Source organism: Olleya sp. NP1-10, assembly GCF_055804415.1.
This window is the reverse complement of the sequence record NZ_CM147840.1, coordinates 2,638,725-2,656,792: the sequence shown is the minus strand read 5'-3', so window position 1 is coordinate 2,656,792 and position 18,068 is coordinate 2,638,725. Positions and strand designations below refer to the sequence as shown.

Here is an 18,068-nt window from a genome sequence, read left to right as displayed (position 1 = left end):
TAAAGCTTGAAAGTTGGTTTAGTTGTTTATTTTAAATATAATCAATTGTTTAATATTTGAACTAACAATTACTATCAACTTTTTAATTCGTGTACAAAATTAATCCAACACCAATTAATATTCCAATTAACGGTATTAGTTTTTGTCTCTTATTTTTCTCTTTAAAAATTAGTCCACCAATAACAACAGCAATTATAATTTGACTTCGTTTTATAGCAGAAAGTAACATGATTAATGCATCAGGATCTTGTAGCGCTTTAAAGTAAAAATAATCGGCAGATTGTAATAAAATACCAACAGCAATTATAGACCATCTAAAGGTGAATGCTTGGCGCTTTTCTGCATACGGAAACCAAGTTATAGTTAAGATTACTAATAAAATTAAAATGGTATATAAACAAAACCAAAATTGTAAAGTTTGCGGATTTAAACTTAAACTCTGTATTAAAAACTTATCATATAATCCACTGGAAGCACCTAAAAAAGTAGCTCCAATAATGGCGAAAATCCATTTGTTACGTTTAAAATTTATGCCTTCTTTTTTACCAATTCTAGAATATAATATAACCGAAAATATTATTAGAAAAAATCCAATCCATTGGTAGGCATTTGGACTTTCCTTATAAATTAAAATAGCACCTATAAAAGTAAAAAATGGTCCAGCAGATCGTATTGGTGTTACTATAGTTATCGGTAAATGTTTTAAAGCTTGATAAGCTAAAACCCAAGAGCTAGCCATTATCATAGACTTTATAAATATAAAACCATGTGTTGCAGCATCTATTTCTTGAAAGTTGTAACCATTACTTAACGCATTTTCAGGTTTAAATATGGAAAACAAATAAAATCCAGCAATAAATATAAATCCGCTAGAAACAGTCCCTAAAAGCACAGGGAACACCTCGTTACCTTGTACTGCGTGCTTTTTACACAAGTTGTGCAATCCTAAAAAAAGTGCTGCTAATAAGCCTAAATACATCCACATGGCGCGAATATACTTTATTGTGATGTTTTGTGATTATTTTTTTATAAAATTAATCAGATTTGGTTTTATCATAGTGCATAAAAATATTGATCCAAATATTTCTAGATAGCCTTAAAATAATTGGTAAACATAGTAACATAAATAAAACAAGTATAATGTAAGATGTTAATAATGAAAACTCTAAAACCATATAAGAAATAAATAAAGAAAATGCTCCAAATATTAAACCTACAGGATAACTAACATACATGGCTCCAAAAAAGAATGAGGGTTCAATCTTATATTTGGTATTACAGTGACTACAACGTTCTTCCATTGTTAATGTACTTGTAACTTTGTATGGATTATTTACAGTGTACATACTTTCATTTTGACAAACAGGACAACTACCTAATAGTATACTGTTTAGTTTTGTTCCTTTTAAAAATCTCATTATTAACCTAAAATTGAATAAACTAGCTTTGTTACTTTAACTTTTTTAATATTAGCTTATATTACTTTATAAAAGTAGTTTATACACTTCGTAATTAAATAGTATCAATGTTGCTACTTTTTGTATATTTAGGACATTTATAATATGAAAAAGTTACCAGTTTTAAACATAAATCAATTTAAGAATCAAGAAGCATTAACTAGTTTTTATAGTAATGATTTAAATGTGCATTTAAAACAAAATTCCAAAATTGTACATAAGCCTCATAGTCACAATTTTTATTTATGTGTTTGTTTTACAGAAGGAAATGGTACACATGAAATAGATTTTAATAGTTATAATGTTACCAAAGGAAGTGTCTTTTTTTACGTCCAGGACAAATGCATCGTTGGCATTTTACAAGTTTAGTTAATGGATTTATCTTTTTTCATACTCAGGAGTTTTTTCAACTTAACATTATAAATACTAATTTAAATGAATTCCCTTTTTATTTTTCTTTAGAAAACACTCCAAAACTTCAACTTGAAAATTATCAATTAGATAAAATGAGTTCTATTTTTCAAAGTATTAATGATGAGTTTCATGGTCAAATGGTTTTTAAAACTCAAAAAACAGCAAGCTTAATTAACTTGATATACATTGATTTATCAAGACTATATTCTGAAAAAGCATCTAAATCCACTAGTACTTCTTCTTCTTATTTAAATATTTTAAGACTATTGGAACAAAATATAGAGTTATATTTTAAAGTAGAAAAGTCTGTACAGTTTTATGCAGACCTTTTAAATATTACTCCTAAACATTTAAATCGAGTTGTAAAATCTACAATAGATAAAACAACTTCTGAATTTATCACAGATCGAGTTTTATTAGAAGCAAAACGATTAATAGTACATTCTAAAAATTCATTATCACTAACCGCTGAGACTTTAGGATTTTATGATTATGCTCATTTCTCAAAATTATTTAAATCTAAAGTTGGTATTACAGCTTTGGAGTTCAGGGCAAAACATAGATTGTAATTATTGTGACTTAAAACTATGTCTTTGCTCTTGAGTAGAAGAGGCTTGCAACAAGGTATTAAAAGTTTTAATTGAATCAAAGTTTTGTGTTATTGCTGAAGAAATAGCTAAACCAGATATTCCAGTTTTTAAAATTGGTTTGATATCATCAGTAGTTATTTCACCAAAACCTAAAATTGGAGTTTCAGTCTCTAATGCTTCGATAATAGTTTTAAAACCGTCTAAGCCTAAACTCTCTAAAATTGGATTATTTTTTTCATTTTGTTTAAAAGGGCTTAAGGTAATATAGTCTATTTGCGCTTTTAAAACAGTTTTACAATCTTGTAAGTTATGTGCAGTAATACCAATAATCTGCCAAGTATATAAATGTTGTCTAACAGTAGGAGTGAAGTCTTCTTTATTTTTAAAGTGTACACCATCTGCTTTGATGGTTTTTGCAACTTTATAAAACTTATTTATGATTAATCTAGTCTGAAAATGAGAGGTGATTTTTATAGCTTCTTTAGCAATTTTCAATACTTTTTTCTGAAGCATTTTCAATATTTAATTGAACTAATTCTGCTCCAGAAGTACAAGCTTTTTGAATGTTTTCTAATATTATTTTAGGAGAGTCACCTTGAGTGATGTAATGTAATTTAGGTATTACCATTGTAAAAAAGCTTTATTAATTTTGCGAAAATACAATTATTATAATCTAAATGACATTACATACAACTAAGGTTTTCATTTTATTATTTTTTATTTAATCCAGCTTCTCTATATCTTCTCCAGCTAGTTCCTTGGGTACATTTACAACCTGTTAAGCCTTGTAAAAAGTCTATACCAATTGTTATTGCATGTGTACCAGAATTAAAACTAGATAAATCATTCATCGTAATTTGGTAAGAGTAAGCAAAATAAAATCCATTTTTCATTATTCCAGCCATAGGTCCAATATTAAGAGGTTTGAAAGGTTGGTCATTTAAAAAACGATATGAAGCTCCAGCCCAATAGTAATCACCAGAACGATTAAATTTTCTATACTTAAAATTGACATCAGTACTAGAACGTCCATCGTTATTATATCTTTGGTAAAAGATTGAAGGTTCTAGTTCGGTATTTTTTGATGTTTGAATAATATAACCAGTATAAGCTTGAAAGTTTAATAATTTACTTGGTTCAATTCCTGTAAAATTATCGATGTCTTTATCTAAAATGTTATTAGCATTTAGACTAGCATAAAATAGTTTGTAACGGTATAAAATACCAACATCAAAATTACTATTATTAATAGATCTGTCATCTGTTATACTTGGATCAACGATTGGCATCTCGTCATTACCTTCAAAATTTTCTATTTCAACTCTAAAACTATTTAGGTTATACGATAAACCAAAGGAAAGATATTGTTGAGAATAATCACTTAAAGTAATATGATGCGCAAAAGAAAATTTAGCTCCTTTTTGTCTAGTATTTCCATTTTTATCATTGTATAATGATAAACCAACTCCTGTTTTATTTCCAATTCTAAAATCGGCATACAATGCTTGATTATCTGGCGCATTTTTTATACCAACCCATTGTGTTAAACCATTGGCTCTAATTCTTACATTATCACCAATACCTGCGTAAGTAGGAGAAATAACAAAATCGTTATCTGCTAAATACTGAGTAAATACAGGTAAGTTTAATTCTTGCGCAAAAGAGAAAGAAGTAAAAAGAACAACGATGTATAGTGCTAATTTTTTCATTTGTCTATTTTTTTAAATTCTTTTTATCTGTATAATGTGAAATGTCCAACATACTCTTTATCTAATAATGTACTGTTTGTTTTTACAACATACCAGTAATCTCCAGTTGGTAATTCTGTTCCATCATATTTACCATCCCAATATTCTCCAACTCTATAAGTCGCAATTTTACGACCATATCTGTCAAAAATATCAAATGTTAAATCTGGGAAGTCTTCTACACAACCAGGAGCCCAAGTATCAGCTACACCATCATTATTAGGAGTAAAGTAGTTAGAAATACATGGTCCAACAACTTCGATATCTATAGAAGCTTCAGCTTGACATCCAGCACTATCAGTTACAATTACTATGTATGTACCAGTTTGTGTTACAACAAATTGATTTGTACTTCCGTGATTAGTATTATTTAACGTGTAAGTATAATCACCTGTACCTCCAGTTGTTTCAGCAATAATTTCTCCAGGACCACTTCCTTCAGATAATATTAATGCAAGAGGTTGATAATCTTCAATATCAAAGAACCCGGTGTATTGTACACATCCATTTGTATGAGTTACCTCTACAGAATAATTTGTTCCAACAGGTACATTATTGAAAATGTTACTTGATTGAGGGGTTCCTCCATCTAATGAGAATTCTAAAAGACTCATATCTGTAATACTTTCATCAAATAATACAGTTACGATGTTTGTTAATATATTATTATCACATAAGTAATCAACTTGAACCGTTGGGTCAATAGTTACAGAATCTGGGAATGTGATATTAAAAAAAGGATTACAACCTGCATCATCTATAATGTATACAATATGATCACCACCTCCTAAGTTTGTAAAGTCAAACACAGTTTGTGTTGGACCACCTGTTATATATGTTCCATTAGGATCATCAAGTACTACACTGTAAGGTAGGCTTCCTCCAGAAATTTCAATACTAAACGCTCCATCAGCTTCACCTTCACAAGTTTCACCCATTAATGAGTCTGGAACTATTTGAATTAATACAGCTTGAGGATCAACAATCGTAAACGTATCAGTATAGTAACAACCTAATTCATCTTGAGCAATAAATACATAATCACCAGCTTCTAAGTTTTCAAAGACATTAGTATCAAAGAATTGGTTTAATTGAGGTGATAGTGCATATTTTATTACACCTGTTCCACCTGTAGCATTGATCTCTAAAGTACCATTATCTTCACCGCTACAAGTAATATCTGTAGCTACAAATGTAACTTGTAATGCAGATGTAGGTTCTGTAATAGTTATAGTTTCAACTTCAGTTAAACAGTTATCACTAACTACTTCAACTTGGTAAGTACCAGCAAATAGATCTGTGAAACTTGCAGGACTCTCTGTTGTAGTTTCAATAACAGTTCCTGATCCATCTAATAAATTATAAGTATAGTTACCTAATCCACCTTGAGCTGTAGCTACAATGCTTCCGCTATTATCTCCAGCACAATTAATTGTTGGGTTATCACTTTGTAAGTTGATCACAAAATCTTGTAAAGGATCAATGGTTATTTCATTTGAAACCATTGCTGTACAATTATTAGCGTCTGTTACATAGTATTGGTGTGTACCTGTTGATACAGGAATTGTAGTAGATGTTGTAAACGTACCTAAAATATTGGTAAAGTTACTATCGTCACTATAGCTATAAATCCCTGTTCCTCCAGTTGCTGATAATGTAAGCTCATAAGCTACAGGACAAACATTTGTACTAGAATTAACTAAACTAACCGCTATTTGTTCTGGTTGTCCAATAACAATATCTGCAGAAGTAAATGTACAATTTAAACCATCTGCTACAGATACTGTATATGTACCAGCAGCTAAGTTTGTAAATACATTTGAAGTTTGAGGTCCAGAGTTACTTGCTGTAGGAGAAGAACTATTTAATATATAAGTATAGTTTTCACCTTGACCACCAGTTACATTACTAACAGTAATACTAACATCTTGATCTCCGAAACATAATAATGTTGAAGCACTTGCAGTAACAGTAGCATCAATAGGTGCTGGTAAACTTAAAACAACAACTTCTGAAACAATACATCCTTGGAAGTCTCTAACACTAACAGTATAAGTACCAGCTGATAAATCTGTAAACGTTCCGTTAGAAGAATATGGTACAGTAGCGTCACCAGATAATTCATATTCTAAATTACCCCATCCACCTGTTCCAACAGCTGAAATACTTCCCATACCATCAAGACATGTTACTGATGTCTGTGTTGTACTTAAAGCTAAAGTTTCTGTTGGTCTTGTAATTGTAAAACTCTGACTAACAGTACAGAATGGAGTAGCAGTTAAAGTTGCATTTACTGTATATGTACCACCAACTAATCCTGAAATTGTTACAGGACCAGCATCTGTTGTTGTTCCAGAATTAACAGTTGAACCTGAACTATCTAAAATAGTATAGTCAAAAGGTCCTGCTTGATCTGGGTTGTTTGCATTAATAACTTGATCTATAAATGTAATATTTACGCTTCCATCATTGTCATCAAAACATGTTACATCTACAACAGTATCTATTAATAATTCAAATGTATTTGGATCATTAACATAATGCGTGCTTTGTAAACTACAACCAGTATCTAAATTAGTAACTGTAATTATATAGTTAGTGACATCTAATCCTGTAAATACTCCTGTAGTATTTGTTTGACTATAAACACCACCTGTTACAGATCCAGTTACATCTTCTAAAGTAAATTCTAAATTAGTAGGTGTACCGTTAGTAGCAGATACAGTTACTGTAATATCTTCCAGGTTAGTACAAGTAATAGCATTATCAACTACAACTGTTATAGCATCTAAATCAATGTAAGGATCAATAGTTACTGTACTAGTTGTTGTTCCTAAACATCCTTGGTCGTCATAGACATTAATTGTATAAGTTCCACCAGAGCTATCAGATTCAGTATAAACATTACTAGTTCCTGATTGAACTACAGTACCACTTTCAACAAATTCATAAATCGTATAAGTACCAGATCCGCCTGTTACATTATCCACTGTAATTGAAGCATAATTAATAGTGTTTGTTCCTGTAGTACATTCATATTGAACAACTGTTGGAGCAGATACAACTATTATATTAGGTTCTGCAATTACTACATCTTCAGTAGCAAAACAACCTCTTCCAGAATTTACTTGTACAGTATAAGTACCAGCAGCTAATCCTGTAAATATGTTTGAGTTTTGTGGACCAACTGTTATTGGTGCAGTTATTTGATAAGTATAAATAGGGTTATCATTACTTGCAGGTAAATCTACAGTAATAACTCCATTACTTTCACCATTACAAGTTACATCATCTACACTTGTAGTAAATGTAACTGGTGTTGCTGTATCTAAAGTTATAGTTGCATCGTTTGTACAAGAAGTAGTTGTATCCGTAATTGTTACTACATATGTACCAGAAGGCACTCCTGTAAATACATTACCTGTTAATGATATTGATGCAGGATTTGGACTAATTGCATACGTATAGTTACCTGTTCCTCCAAAACCTGTAGCTGTAATTTGACCATCGTCATCACTACAACTTGGTGAAACTCCTGTAAGTGAAATAGCAACAGGATCGTCAATAGAATAAGTTACGGTATCTGAACAACCATTGGCATCTCTAACAGTTATGGTATAAGTTCCAGAAGCACTAACTGTAAATGTAGGACTAGTTTGGAATCCATTACCAATACTATATTCATAAGGAGCGATTCCTGAAGCAACATTTACTGTAAATGAATAGTCATTTGAAGGACTTATACATTGTGATCCAGTAACTGTAATTCCAGATGGAATTGGATCTGTGTCTATAGTAATTGTTAAAGGTGTTGTTATTACACAACCATTAGTATCTTGTACATATACATCCCAAGTAGTAGAGACTGCTGGATCTAATACAGCAGAATTTGAACTTGAATATGTTCCTGCTGGAGAACCACTAACTACAAATGAGTAGCTGTAATTTCCGTTTCCTCCTGAAGCAGTAACACTAACTTGTGCACCATCATTACAATTTGCATTTACAAATGCATCAGCAATTAAATCTAAAGGAGCAGATTGATCAACGTCCACTGAAGCAGTCGCTGTACAGCCTGTAGCTTCATCAGTAATTATTATTGTTTGTGTACTTGCAGAAGTTAATCCAGAAACTGTAACTGTTGGGTTAGTTTGACCAGTCACATCTGGAGCTCCATTTATAGAATAGCTGTAAGTACTTTCAAAATTAGAAATTGTAAATGTTACTTCTCCATCTGTTCCAGGATTACAAGTAACATCACTAACTAACTGACCATTTACTTCTATATTTTCAACATCTTCAATAGTATAAAGTTCTTCATAAGTACAGCCATTAGCATCTGTAACTTGGAAAGTGTAATCACCTATAGTCAATCCTGTAAATATTCCATTTGATGCACCTGATGTATTACCAGTAGCACTTGCAGGTGAAAGTATTTCAAAACTTAAAGCTGTAGTTCCACCTGTAGCAGTAACTGTAACGTCACTTGTGCTTACTAAACATGTAATCGGAGTAGAGGTGAAGTCTAAGTCTGTTGGTGGATCTAAAGGATCTACCATTACAGATCCAGAAACTTCACAACCATTAGCGTCTCTAACAATATATGTTATAGTTTGAACTGTTCCATTATCATTTACTGTATAAGTATTTGTTGTAGAAAAACCATTTCCGTTAAACTCATAGAAATAATCACCAGAAGTTGTAGGCGTGCCATCTTGACCTAATACAGTAATTATAGTTTCTACATCACAATTAGTTATTGCTGATAAAGAATCTGTAGCATATAAAATAGTCGGCTCATCAATAGTAATAGGAGCACTTGCATACGTACAAGAACTAGCATCTATTACAGTTATTGTATAAGATCCTTGAGTTAAACCAGTGAATACATTTGAACTTTGAGGTGTTCCTGAATCTAATTGATACATGAAAGGTCCTGTAGCAGATGTAGTTGTTACCGTAATAGTTCCATCGTTACCTCCATTACAGCTTACATCTGTTTCTACAGTTGTAAATGTAGTTGGTTGTATAGCGTCCACAGTATAAGTTGTAGTAGACTCACAACCAGCAGCATCCGTAACCATAAAAGTATAGGTTCCTGCTGAAGCAGCAGAATACACATTGGTAGCCATTGGACTAAATGTTATTCCGTCTGTTGATACTTCATAAGTATAAGTTGTATTATCTCCACCTGTAGCAGTTAAAGTGATTTCTGCATTTGGTGTCGCAGTACAATCTAAAGGACTAGTTAATGCAGCACTTAATAATAACTGATCATTTACAACGTATGGTGTTGAAGCCACACATCCATTTCCATCTTGAATATATAAAGTATAAGTTCCTGGAGAGGATACTGAAAAATCAGGACTAGAAACAAATGTTGTTCCATTCATACTATATAATGGACTACCAACAGATACACTACCTGTAATTGTAATGTTTATTGGACTACCATCAAAACAAGGTGCTGTTTGAGGATCAATAATAGGCTCAGCATCTCTAGTTAAAGTTAAATCTACATCTCTAATACATCCATAGGCATCTATAGCATATACGGTATAAACATTAGCTGGTACATTAAATGTATTTGCAGAAGCCCAAGCTGTGCTTGTTGCATCTGGAGCTGTATCAGTTTCTAATAAAATTTGATATTGATAAGGTGCAGTTCCATCTGTTGCAATTCCTGTTATTACTCCTAAATCATTACAATTTTCATTAGAGGTTACAGAAGCTGTAAGACCAAAACTAATAGCCGACTCTGTAATATTGAAAGTTGAAGTTATAATACCACAACCTGCATTAGTTCCAGAAGTTTGAGAAATTAAAACATAATAATTTCCATATGGTAAAGGTCCTAAGTCAGATACTGGTAAAGCTCCATTTGCTGGTACAGTTCCAGAACCTGTAATACCTGTAGTTGTTATTGACAATGAATTAAATATTTCATAATCAACATCAATTGCCGAAGATTCAGGGTTGTTAATAGTAAACGAAACATTCCCATCAGCATTACCTGTACATGTAATATTATTTGACGTTAAAGAATCAACTGTTAATGTCGAATTTGTTGGGATAGGCGAATCAGCAGTTTCAAAATATGTACAACCTGTTAATGAGTCATAAACTATAAATGTATACGTAACACCACTAGTTAATCCTGTAAAAGTTACTGATCCTGGAGAAGACTCTAGTTGCCATGTTCCTCCTGGTGGAGGTGGTGGAATAGTTCCGTCATAAATATCAAAATAAAATGGCCCATTTCCTGCTAAAGCAGTACTTACTGTCACAGTAGCTTCACCACCTGTTGTACAATCTACTGTTGAATCTATAACTATATCTAAATCATCTGGAGGAGAGGCAACTAATACATCTTGAATCAAGACTGAACATCCATTGCTATCTACAATATTTATTTGGTATAACCCGAAATCAACAACATCAAAAGTTGTAGAGGTATCTCCAATATTATTTAATTCTGATTCATCATAACCATTTGTTCCTGTTACGAAGTAGTTATAAGGACCTGTACCACCAGTTACACTATCTACAATTACTGATCCTTGTGAAGTACCGTTTGCTGTATCACAAGTAATTGGCACAGTTGAGTGATTTACTGTAATAGCATCAGGTTGGTTAATGGTAATTAACTCTACTTCAGTACAGCCATTAGCATCAGTTACTGTTACAGTATAGTCTCCTGCAGGTAAACCTGAAGTTTGAGTACCATAAGAAGTACTTGTCGTTGTATTATAGACTTCATAATCATAAGGAGCTTGACCTACGGTAGTATCTGGAGTTATTGAAATTGAAGCGGTTTCTTCTGCATTACAATTAATAAATCCTGTTTGAGTTACAGTAATATCAGGAGCTGTTGCTGGTGTAATTTCAATAGCTGTTGTTGTTTCAACAGTACAAGTATTAGCATCAGTTACCATAAAAATGTAACTTCCAGGAGTGTTAGTATTAAACACATTACTAGCTATTGTTGTAAAAGTTGTACCACCATCAGTTGAATAGGCATAAGTATAAGTTGTTGCATCACCACCAGTTGCAGTTAAAGTAACTTGAGCTTGATCTGGTAGTGAACATGTTATGTCTTTATCTAATACTGCAGAAAGAGATAATTGAGGGTTTACTGTTACAGTATCAGTAATAATACAACCATTTCCATCTCTTGCAGTTATTGTATAAGTTCCGGCAGTCACGTTAAAAGTGTTACCAGATTGGAAGTTTGTTCCATCAATACTATACATTAAGGTTGCAACACCTGTAGCAGTAGCAGTAATAGTGAAATTATTTCCTGTTCCTGTACATTGATTATCAATAGTAGCAGTAACGGTAGGTAAAGGATCACTAATAATAGTAACAGTATCCATAACAGCACAATTATTACTGTCCATTACATAAACATCAATAACTAAACCTAGTGTAGCCGTATCAACTATTGTATTTGTTCCATAGTCACCAGCTGAAGGAGCAGTATCACCAGAAGTAACATAAGCATAAGTGTATCCGCCAGAACCACCTGTTAAACTTGTGAAGCTAATAGTAGATTCTGTTGTATTACAGTTTATGTTAGTAGCTGATGCTGTGAAAGTAATTTGTGTAGTAGGATCAATTGTAATTGATGCAGAGTCAGAACAACCTGTTGCAGTATCTATAACATCAAAAGTATATGTACCTACAGGTAGGTTTGTAATCGAAACTTCATTATCAGTCTGAGTGATTGTTCCTGCTGAAGGTGATAGAGTATAAGTATAGTTACCTAAACTACTAACATCTGTCATGGTAAATACAGCAGAACCATCATCTGAACCAAAACATACTTGATTTGTATTAGTTTGTGCAATAGCTATATTAATTTCAGGATCAATTGTATGAGAAGCACTAATTGTACATCCATTTGAATCTGTAATTTGGAACGTGTAATTTCCAGGAGCTAAGTTTGTAAATGTTCCTGAAGTAGCTCCTGAAACGTTTGATGTTTCTGAAGCTGGAGCTGTAATTTCAAAAGTAAATGGAGCTACACCATCAATTGGTGTTACGGTTACATTTGTAGTAGTGTCATTACATGTAATTACATTAGAATCCGCAAAAGTCATACCTGTTAAAGGATTGTAAGGCGGAATATCTATAGTTTCGGTATCTATACAACCATTTGCATCTCTCACGGAGTAAGTGATAGTTTGAGTTGCGTTAGTATTAGTTACTGTTAAGATATTATTAGCAGTATAAGATGTACTTCCATTAAAACTGAATTCATAATTTCCTGCACCACCTGTAGCACTTACCGTAATTTCTGTAGTTGTACTACAGTTAGTGTTATTTGAAATTATTGCAGTAGCTTCTACTTCTGTAGGGTTGTTTAATGTAATAGTATAAACAGGAGACACACAGTTATTACTGTCTTGTATTTGATATGTATATTCTGTTGTAGTTGCTGTAGTCGTATTTGCATCTAACCCGTCATAAAATGACGTTGCAGTAAAGGCACTACCATTAAAACTAAAAGTATAGCCTCCAGAACCACCATCTGCAAATAATTGAATTTCTCCATTTGCATCATCAAAACATAAAGGATCTATACCATTTGCTGTACCTGTTGGTGTTGAAATTGCATCTATAGTATTTATTTCAGATTCAGCAATACAACCTAAAGCATCAGTTACTTGAAATTGGTAAGTACCATCAGTAGGAGCAGAGTAAGTAAAAGGTGTACCTGTAGTTCCTAAATCTGTATAAGCACCACCGTTTTCTGAAACAGCATAGGTGTAAGGAGCTGTACCTCCAGTTATTGTTCCTGTAATTTCAGCATCTGGAGATGTTGTACAATCTAAATTTTTAGTAATTGTAGTATTTAATACTAATTCTGGTTCAATAGTTTCGGCTGGTAAAGTAACTTCACATCCATAAGTATCTCTAACAATTATAGTATAAGTACCTGGAGTAAGATTTTCAAAAGTATTTTCATCTTGAAATTCACCTCCATTAATATTATATTCATAAGGCGCTACACCACCAGAAGCAGTAACCTCTAAAGTAGCACCATTTGCAGCATCATAACAATAATCTGAAGTAGTACTAATAGTTGCTGTTGGAGCAACAGGTGCATCTAAAACTAATGTTGTAGAGTTTGTACAATTAGCAGCATCAGTTACTTCGACTGTATATGTACCAGGAGCAACATCTGTTAGGACACCATTATTAAAATCTGTGGCTGTAAAAGGAGCAACTGTATCAATTAATTGAAAAGAATAACCAGGAGTTCCGTCTGTAGCAGAAACTGTTATTGTAGCACCTTCAAGACAGGTAACCTCAGTATTAGTAACATTTATTGTTAAAGGGTCAGCAGATGTAATTGTTTCTGTGAAATCCAATTGACAGGTATCAGCTGCATCATCATAACGAACACTAATGTTGTATGTATCATCGGTTAATCCAGTAATTGTAAATGGAGAAGTTGATTGTGCAATCCAAGTCACTCCATTATCTATTGAGTATTCAAATCCATTTGTTGTATCATAATTTTGTACAGCTATAGTTACTTCACCATCTGCATTACCTGAACAACTTACCATTGATGTACCAGTAATATCTGCAGTAAAAGCATTATCTGAGTCAATAATAAAAGGGAAATCTACAATAGTAGTACATGACTGAGGTAGTTGAAATACTCTAATATCATCTATTGCAACATCATTACCACCTGTTTGCTGTACATTAGACCTTAGAACAAAAGTTAAACTAGTATTTGGTCCTGGATCTAATGTTGCAGGTGAAGTAGGATATTCTATCCAATTATTTGTTTTTGGAATATCTCCTGTACTGTAAGAATCAATTATATTACCACCAGCATCAATTAATTCGACTACTAAATTAGGATCAAATCCATTTGTCCCAACTCTAAGTAAATTAAGTGCAGCAAATTCAACTTGTATTGGTTGATTAGGGATAATATCATTTATTTCTTTTTGGTATAGTATAGCTGTAACAGGAATAGAAGCTCCAATGTTTACAACTAAAAATCTACCATCTTGTGTTGGAGGAGTTGTTGGAGGAGTATGATCAACTGGATCTAACCATGTACCAAACGGATTTATTATATCTGAAGTAACAGAATATTCACCGTCATTGATATGTGTTGTACCATTACAAGCTCCAGGCGCTATTTGATGTTCAAAGCAATAATAAGTAGTATTTATTCCAGGAGAGGTAGTATTTTGACCATAACCAAAGGTTTCTAGTAATAAATTACTAAATGTTGGAACATCTTGCAATGTATACTCTACACTAACTGTATGAGTACCTGTTGGTACATCAGTAAATACTTCTGGATTTGTAGTATCTGGATTTAAAACTCCATCTAGATAATACTCATAAGAAAAGTTAGAACCACCATTGTTTGTTACAGTAACTGTTGCATTACCTGTTCCATCACAATTGTAGTTTGTATCACCAATTTCTATAGTTGGAGCAGGAGGTTCTTGATCTAGAATAGTATCTTCCATAGAATAGATACATCCATTAGCATCACGTATATAAACTGTATAAGTTCCTGGTGTTACAAAAGATTCATTTGTTGTGACCCATGTAGCCTGATTATCAAAACTATATTCATATAAATTTGGTGCAGGAAAAGGTGTTCCTCCTTGTGGGTTTGTTATTCTAATTGTACCTTCTCCAGAAGGACCACAACCTGCTAAAGCAGATATTCCAGCTGTTGCAGTTAAAGCAGCATCAGGCTGATTTATTGTTATAGTTTCAGGAGTTGTAAAACATTCAGAACCATCTAATTCATAACTAATAATTACTTCATAATCGCCTGCATCTAAATTATTAAATGTTGGATTGGCAGAAAAAGTAGTTCCGTTATCAATACTGTATTCTAAAGTATAACCATTAGCATTAGTAACATTAATATCAATTTGACCGTTTGCATCATTATAACATAAAATATCTGTGCTATTTATTGTATAAACTGGAGCTGGGATATCATCAATTGTAATAGTAGTAGTAGCAATACAGTTATTAGAATCTACAACTGTAATGTCATAAGTTCCAGCTGAAGTAACAACTACTTCAGGAACCGTTTGAAAATCTGTTGTACTATTTATAAAATAGAAATAAGGTGCGGTTCCACCATCAGGATAAATTGTTATTTCACCATCATTACAAGTTAAAGGACTTGTAATTGCTGCAGTTACAGTTAATAAAGGTGGTTCTACAATAATTACATCTTCAGTGTAAGTACAACCATCTTCAGTTTCAACAGTAGCGGTGTAAGTTCCTGGATTTAAATTTTCAAAAGCATGTGTGTTTTCTAATATTGGACCAACACTATTAACTAAAGCTCCGTTTTGGAATAGTTCAAAAGTATATTGTGGTTCTACATCATTAGCTGCTAGTTGTATGGTTCCTAGGTCACCATTACAGAAAGGCTGAATAACTGTAGAAGATACTGTAAAATCACGAACTCTGATTTGAATATCTGGAACTGTAAATACACAAGGATTAGTATCTACATCAACTTGTCTAATGTAAACTGTATAAATTCCAGCTGCTGTAACACTAAAAACATTACTTGCTTGATAATTAATATCATCTAAGCTATATTCATAACCAGAAGGTACATCATTAACAGTAATACTTCCGTCTGTAGTACAAATTATGTCTGTCGATTCAACTGTAGGATTTAAAATATTTTGGTATACATTAAAATAAAATTGAACGAAACATCCTCCATCATAATTAATTGTTATTCTAAATTGACCAGATGTATTTGCTAAATAATTTGGTCCATTTTCAACTTCGTTCCATACACAACTATTGTCTTCATTTGCACAATCTGAATTTGAAACTGCATCACAACTAGTTTCGTCTAATTGTTCCCATATAACAGATTCCGCACCAGCGATACTAGTTTCTATAAAAGTGGAATCATTAATACCACATAAAAATATATTTGGCAATAATTTTCCGTTATCAGGACAAGTAACAACTTCGTCCGCATAAGGAATAACTGGATTTTCAATATTACCACCAAAAAGATCTACAACAAATTCCTGTTGAATAGATTGACATGGTGCAATTGCGGTATTATATACATAATATGTACCTGTTTGATCTACAGTTATATTTTGTCCTGTACCAATTACTGGAGAGCCTGTTTCACTAGTTGACCAAGAGTAAGAGTCATATCCATTTGCAGCAGTTAACTCTAGAGTTGCACCACAAAGAATTTCATTTTGTGTAAATTCACAATCTAAATTAGCTAAAAAATTAGTTGCTTGAGGGGTAATTAAACAGCCTGTATTAGCATTTAAACTAGGGTCATCCGAAATTTCAAAAGTTGGATTGAAAAAACCATTATAAGTTGCATAAGCTTGATTGTTTATTATATTGGAACAAGCATCTGCTAACTGATTACAAGCATCAACAACTCGAGCCTCTATTCTTATTTCATAAACAGGATCATTTTCTTCGACTAAATAATCTTCAATATCTAAAATTAATTCACGCGTAGTAGGATCATAACTAGCTACTGTAACTCCTGGTGGTAAAATTAAATCTGTCGGATAGTCAAACAAAATATTAACAGGAAGTATATCTCTTATTTGAAAATTAGTAGCATTATCATTTCCTGTATTTTGAAAACCAATAACATAATTTAAACTATCACCTAAACCTACTTCAAGTCCACCAATATTATTACCTGCATCATCCTCTACAATTTTTGTTAAAACAATATTGGGTTCTATTATCTCTACTGCAAAAGCGAAAAAATACGGAAAATAAGTATCTCCACTAGTTTCTAATCTAACCGTCGCTGAAGTGGCATCATTTGCAATTACAGAATTGCCTGGGTTGGGTATAGATAATATACCCGTATCGAATCCTAATGTATTTGTACTATTAGGATTACGATTATTTACTGGAGTAGCATCTAATTGTGTAACAGAACTATTAAAAAAGTTGTTAACTGGTCTATCCGCAGCAGACAATGCTGTACCATTTAATCTTAATCTATCACCTGAAATAGGTTTATCTCCTTCTAAAGCTGCAAAAGCAAAATTAGCTCTAACTGGTGCAGGCCCAGGTATCGTTCTAAATCCATCAACTAAGATATCTGCTGTTGGATTTTGAGAAGCACTTATTGCACTGAAACCATCAAAACTTGTAATTGACTTACCAGGTAGAGTAGGGTCTTCATATACAACAAATAAAGACCAACCTGCAGATTGACCTGTACCATTATATGGATTAAAATTTGCTGTTTCGCCAGTACCTGATGATACGTTTGCTACAGTATAGGTTCCTAGATTATTTGTTACACTAGTAACTAAACTAGTAACATCAGCATAACACGCATATGAAAAACTATTACCTCCATCAACAGAATTAGTTCCTGCTTCATAAATTATAGTTCCTTGAATATCTGTATATCCACCCTCAGGTGCCATAAACCTCACTTGATCGATAGGTTGATTGCCAGGATTTACAGCTCCCCAATATAATCCAGCGTATTTAATTTCATAACAGTTTGGATTTGGTATTTCTAAATCCGCACTAGATGAACTAAATGTAGTATCATCATTATCAATGTCAATATAGTTCATTTCTACATTATGATTGAATGACGAATTATTATTAAAAGCATTATTACTAGGTCCTAAAATATTATTTCCAATTAATAAAATATCTCCTTTTAAATCATCATTAAATCTAGGTGTAAATCCTTGAAAGTTTTGTGATACCATTGTATAGCTACAAAAGAAGAGTAGAAATAAAATGGCAATCTTAGAATAAGTAGGTCTTTCCATGATACTATTATTTTTAAATCAATTTTCAAAAAAGGTTTT

Annotated in this window: 8 protein-coding genes; 2 read left to right on the top strand and 6 right to left on the bottom strand. The window is 32.5% G+C overall.

The annotated features are described in order from the left end of the window. Positions 1-82: 82 nt before the first annotated feature. Both AC0L4B_RS12370 and AC0L4B_RS12365 read right to left on the bottom strand, forming a co-directional pair. Positions 83-985 (bottom strand): EamA family transporter, encoded by a 903-nt coding sequence (locus AC0L4B_RS12370; RefSeq protein WP_473437193.1) that lies wholly within the window; start codon positions 983-985, stop codon positions 83-85. A gap of 49 nt (positions 986-1,034) precedes the next feature. Further along, the gene (locus AC0L4B_RS12365; RefSeq protein ID WP_473437192.1) at positions 1,035-1,418 is read right to left on the bottom strand and encodes a DUF983 domain-containing protein; all 384 of its coding nucleotides are present in this window, start codon (positions 1,416-1,418) and stop codon (positions 1,035-1,037) included. Positions 1,419-1,562: 144 nt separating this feature from the next. On the opposite strand from AC0L4B_RS12365, the gene AC0L4B_RS12360 reads away from it, so the two are divergent. Beyond that, a complete protein-coding gene (locus tag AC0L4B_RS12360; protein WP_473437191.1) occupies positions 1,563-1,826 on the top strand; it encodes an AraC family ligand binding domain-containing protein in 264 nt (87 codons plus the stop codon). Further along, positions 1,799-2,440, top strand: a complete 642-nt coding sequence (locus AC0L4B_RS12355) for a helix-turn-helix domain-containing protein (RefSeq protein WP_473437190.1) — start codon at positions 1,799-1,801, stop codon at positions 2,438-2,440. The genes AC0L4B_RS12360 and AC0L4B_RS12355 overlap by 28 nt, the downstream gene beginning before the upstream one ends. Here AC0L4B_RS12355 and AC0L4B_RS12350 read toward each other — a convergent pair whose 3' ends face one another. From AC0L4B_RS12350 to AC0L4B_RS12335, 4 genes are all read right to left on the bottom strand, one after another. Further along, entirely contained in the window at positions 2,441-2,974 is a 534-nt protein-coding gene (locus AC0L4B_RS12350) for a thiamine phosphate synthase (protein ID WP_473437189.1), read from the bottom strand. Further along, entirely contained in the window at positions 2,943-3,089 is a 147-nt protein-coding gene (locus tag AC0L4B_RS12345) for a hypothetical protein (protein WP_473437188.1), read from the bottom strand. The genes AC0L4B_RS12350 and AC0L4B_RS12345 overlap by 32 nt, the downstream gene beginning before the upstream one ends. A gap of 82 nt (positions 3,090-3,171) precedes the next feature. Then, positions 3,172-4,170, bottom strand: coding sequence for a PorP/SprF family type IX secretion system membrane protein (locus tag AC0L4B_RS12340; RefSeq protein ID WP_473437187.1), 999 nt, complete (start codon positions 4,168-4,170; stop codon positions 3,172-3,174). A 23-nt stretch (positions 4,171-4,193) separates the two neighbouring features. Continuing rightward, on the bottom strand, positions 4,194-18,029 hold the full coding sequence (locus tag AC0L4B_RS12335) for a T9SS type B sorting domain-containing protein (RefSeq protein WP_473437186.1): 13,836 nt from the start codon (positions 18,027-18,029) through the stop codon (positions 4,194-4,196). Between the last annotated feature and the right edge of the window lie 39 nt (positions 18,030-18,068).

What these genes read in the sequence shown, in the direction of transcription:
- AC0L4B_RS12370 (WP_473437193.1), bottom strand. Translation starts at nt 985, where the DNA reads ATGTGGATGTATTTAGGCTTATTAGCAGCACTTTTTTTAGGATTGCAC.
- AC0L4B_RS12355 (WP_473437190.1), top strand. Translation starts at nt 1,799, where the DNA reads ATGCATCGTTGGCATTTTACAAGTTTAGTTAATGGATTTATCTTTTTT.
- AC0L4B_RS12360 (WP_473437191.1), top strand. Translation starts at nt 1,563, where the DNA reads ATGAAAAAGTTACCAGTTTTAAACATAAATCAATTTAAGAATCAAGAA.
- AC0L4B_RS12340 (WP_473437187.1), bottom strand. Translation starts at nt 4,170, where the DNA reads ATGAAAAAATTAGCACTATACATCGTTGTTCTTTTTACTTCTTTCTCT.
- AC0L4B_RS12350 (WP_473437189.1), bottom strand. Translation starts at nt 2,974, where the DNA reads ATGCTTCAGAAAAAAGTATTGAAAATTGCTAAAGAAGCTATAAAAATC.
- AC0L4B_RS12345 (WP_473437188.1), bottom strand. Translation starts at nt 3,089, where the DNA reads ATGGTAATACCTAAATTACATTACATCACTCAAGGTGACTCTCCTAAA.
- AC0L4B_RS12335 (WP_473437186.1), bottom strand. Translation starts at nt 18,029, where the DNA reads ATGGAAAGACCTACTTATTCTAAGATTGCCATTTTATTTCTACTCTTC.
- AC0L4B_RS12365 (WP_473437192.1), bottom strand. Translation starts at nt 1,418, where the DNA reads ATGAGATTTTTAAAAGGAACAAAACTAAACAGTATACTATTAGGTAGT.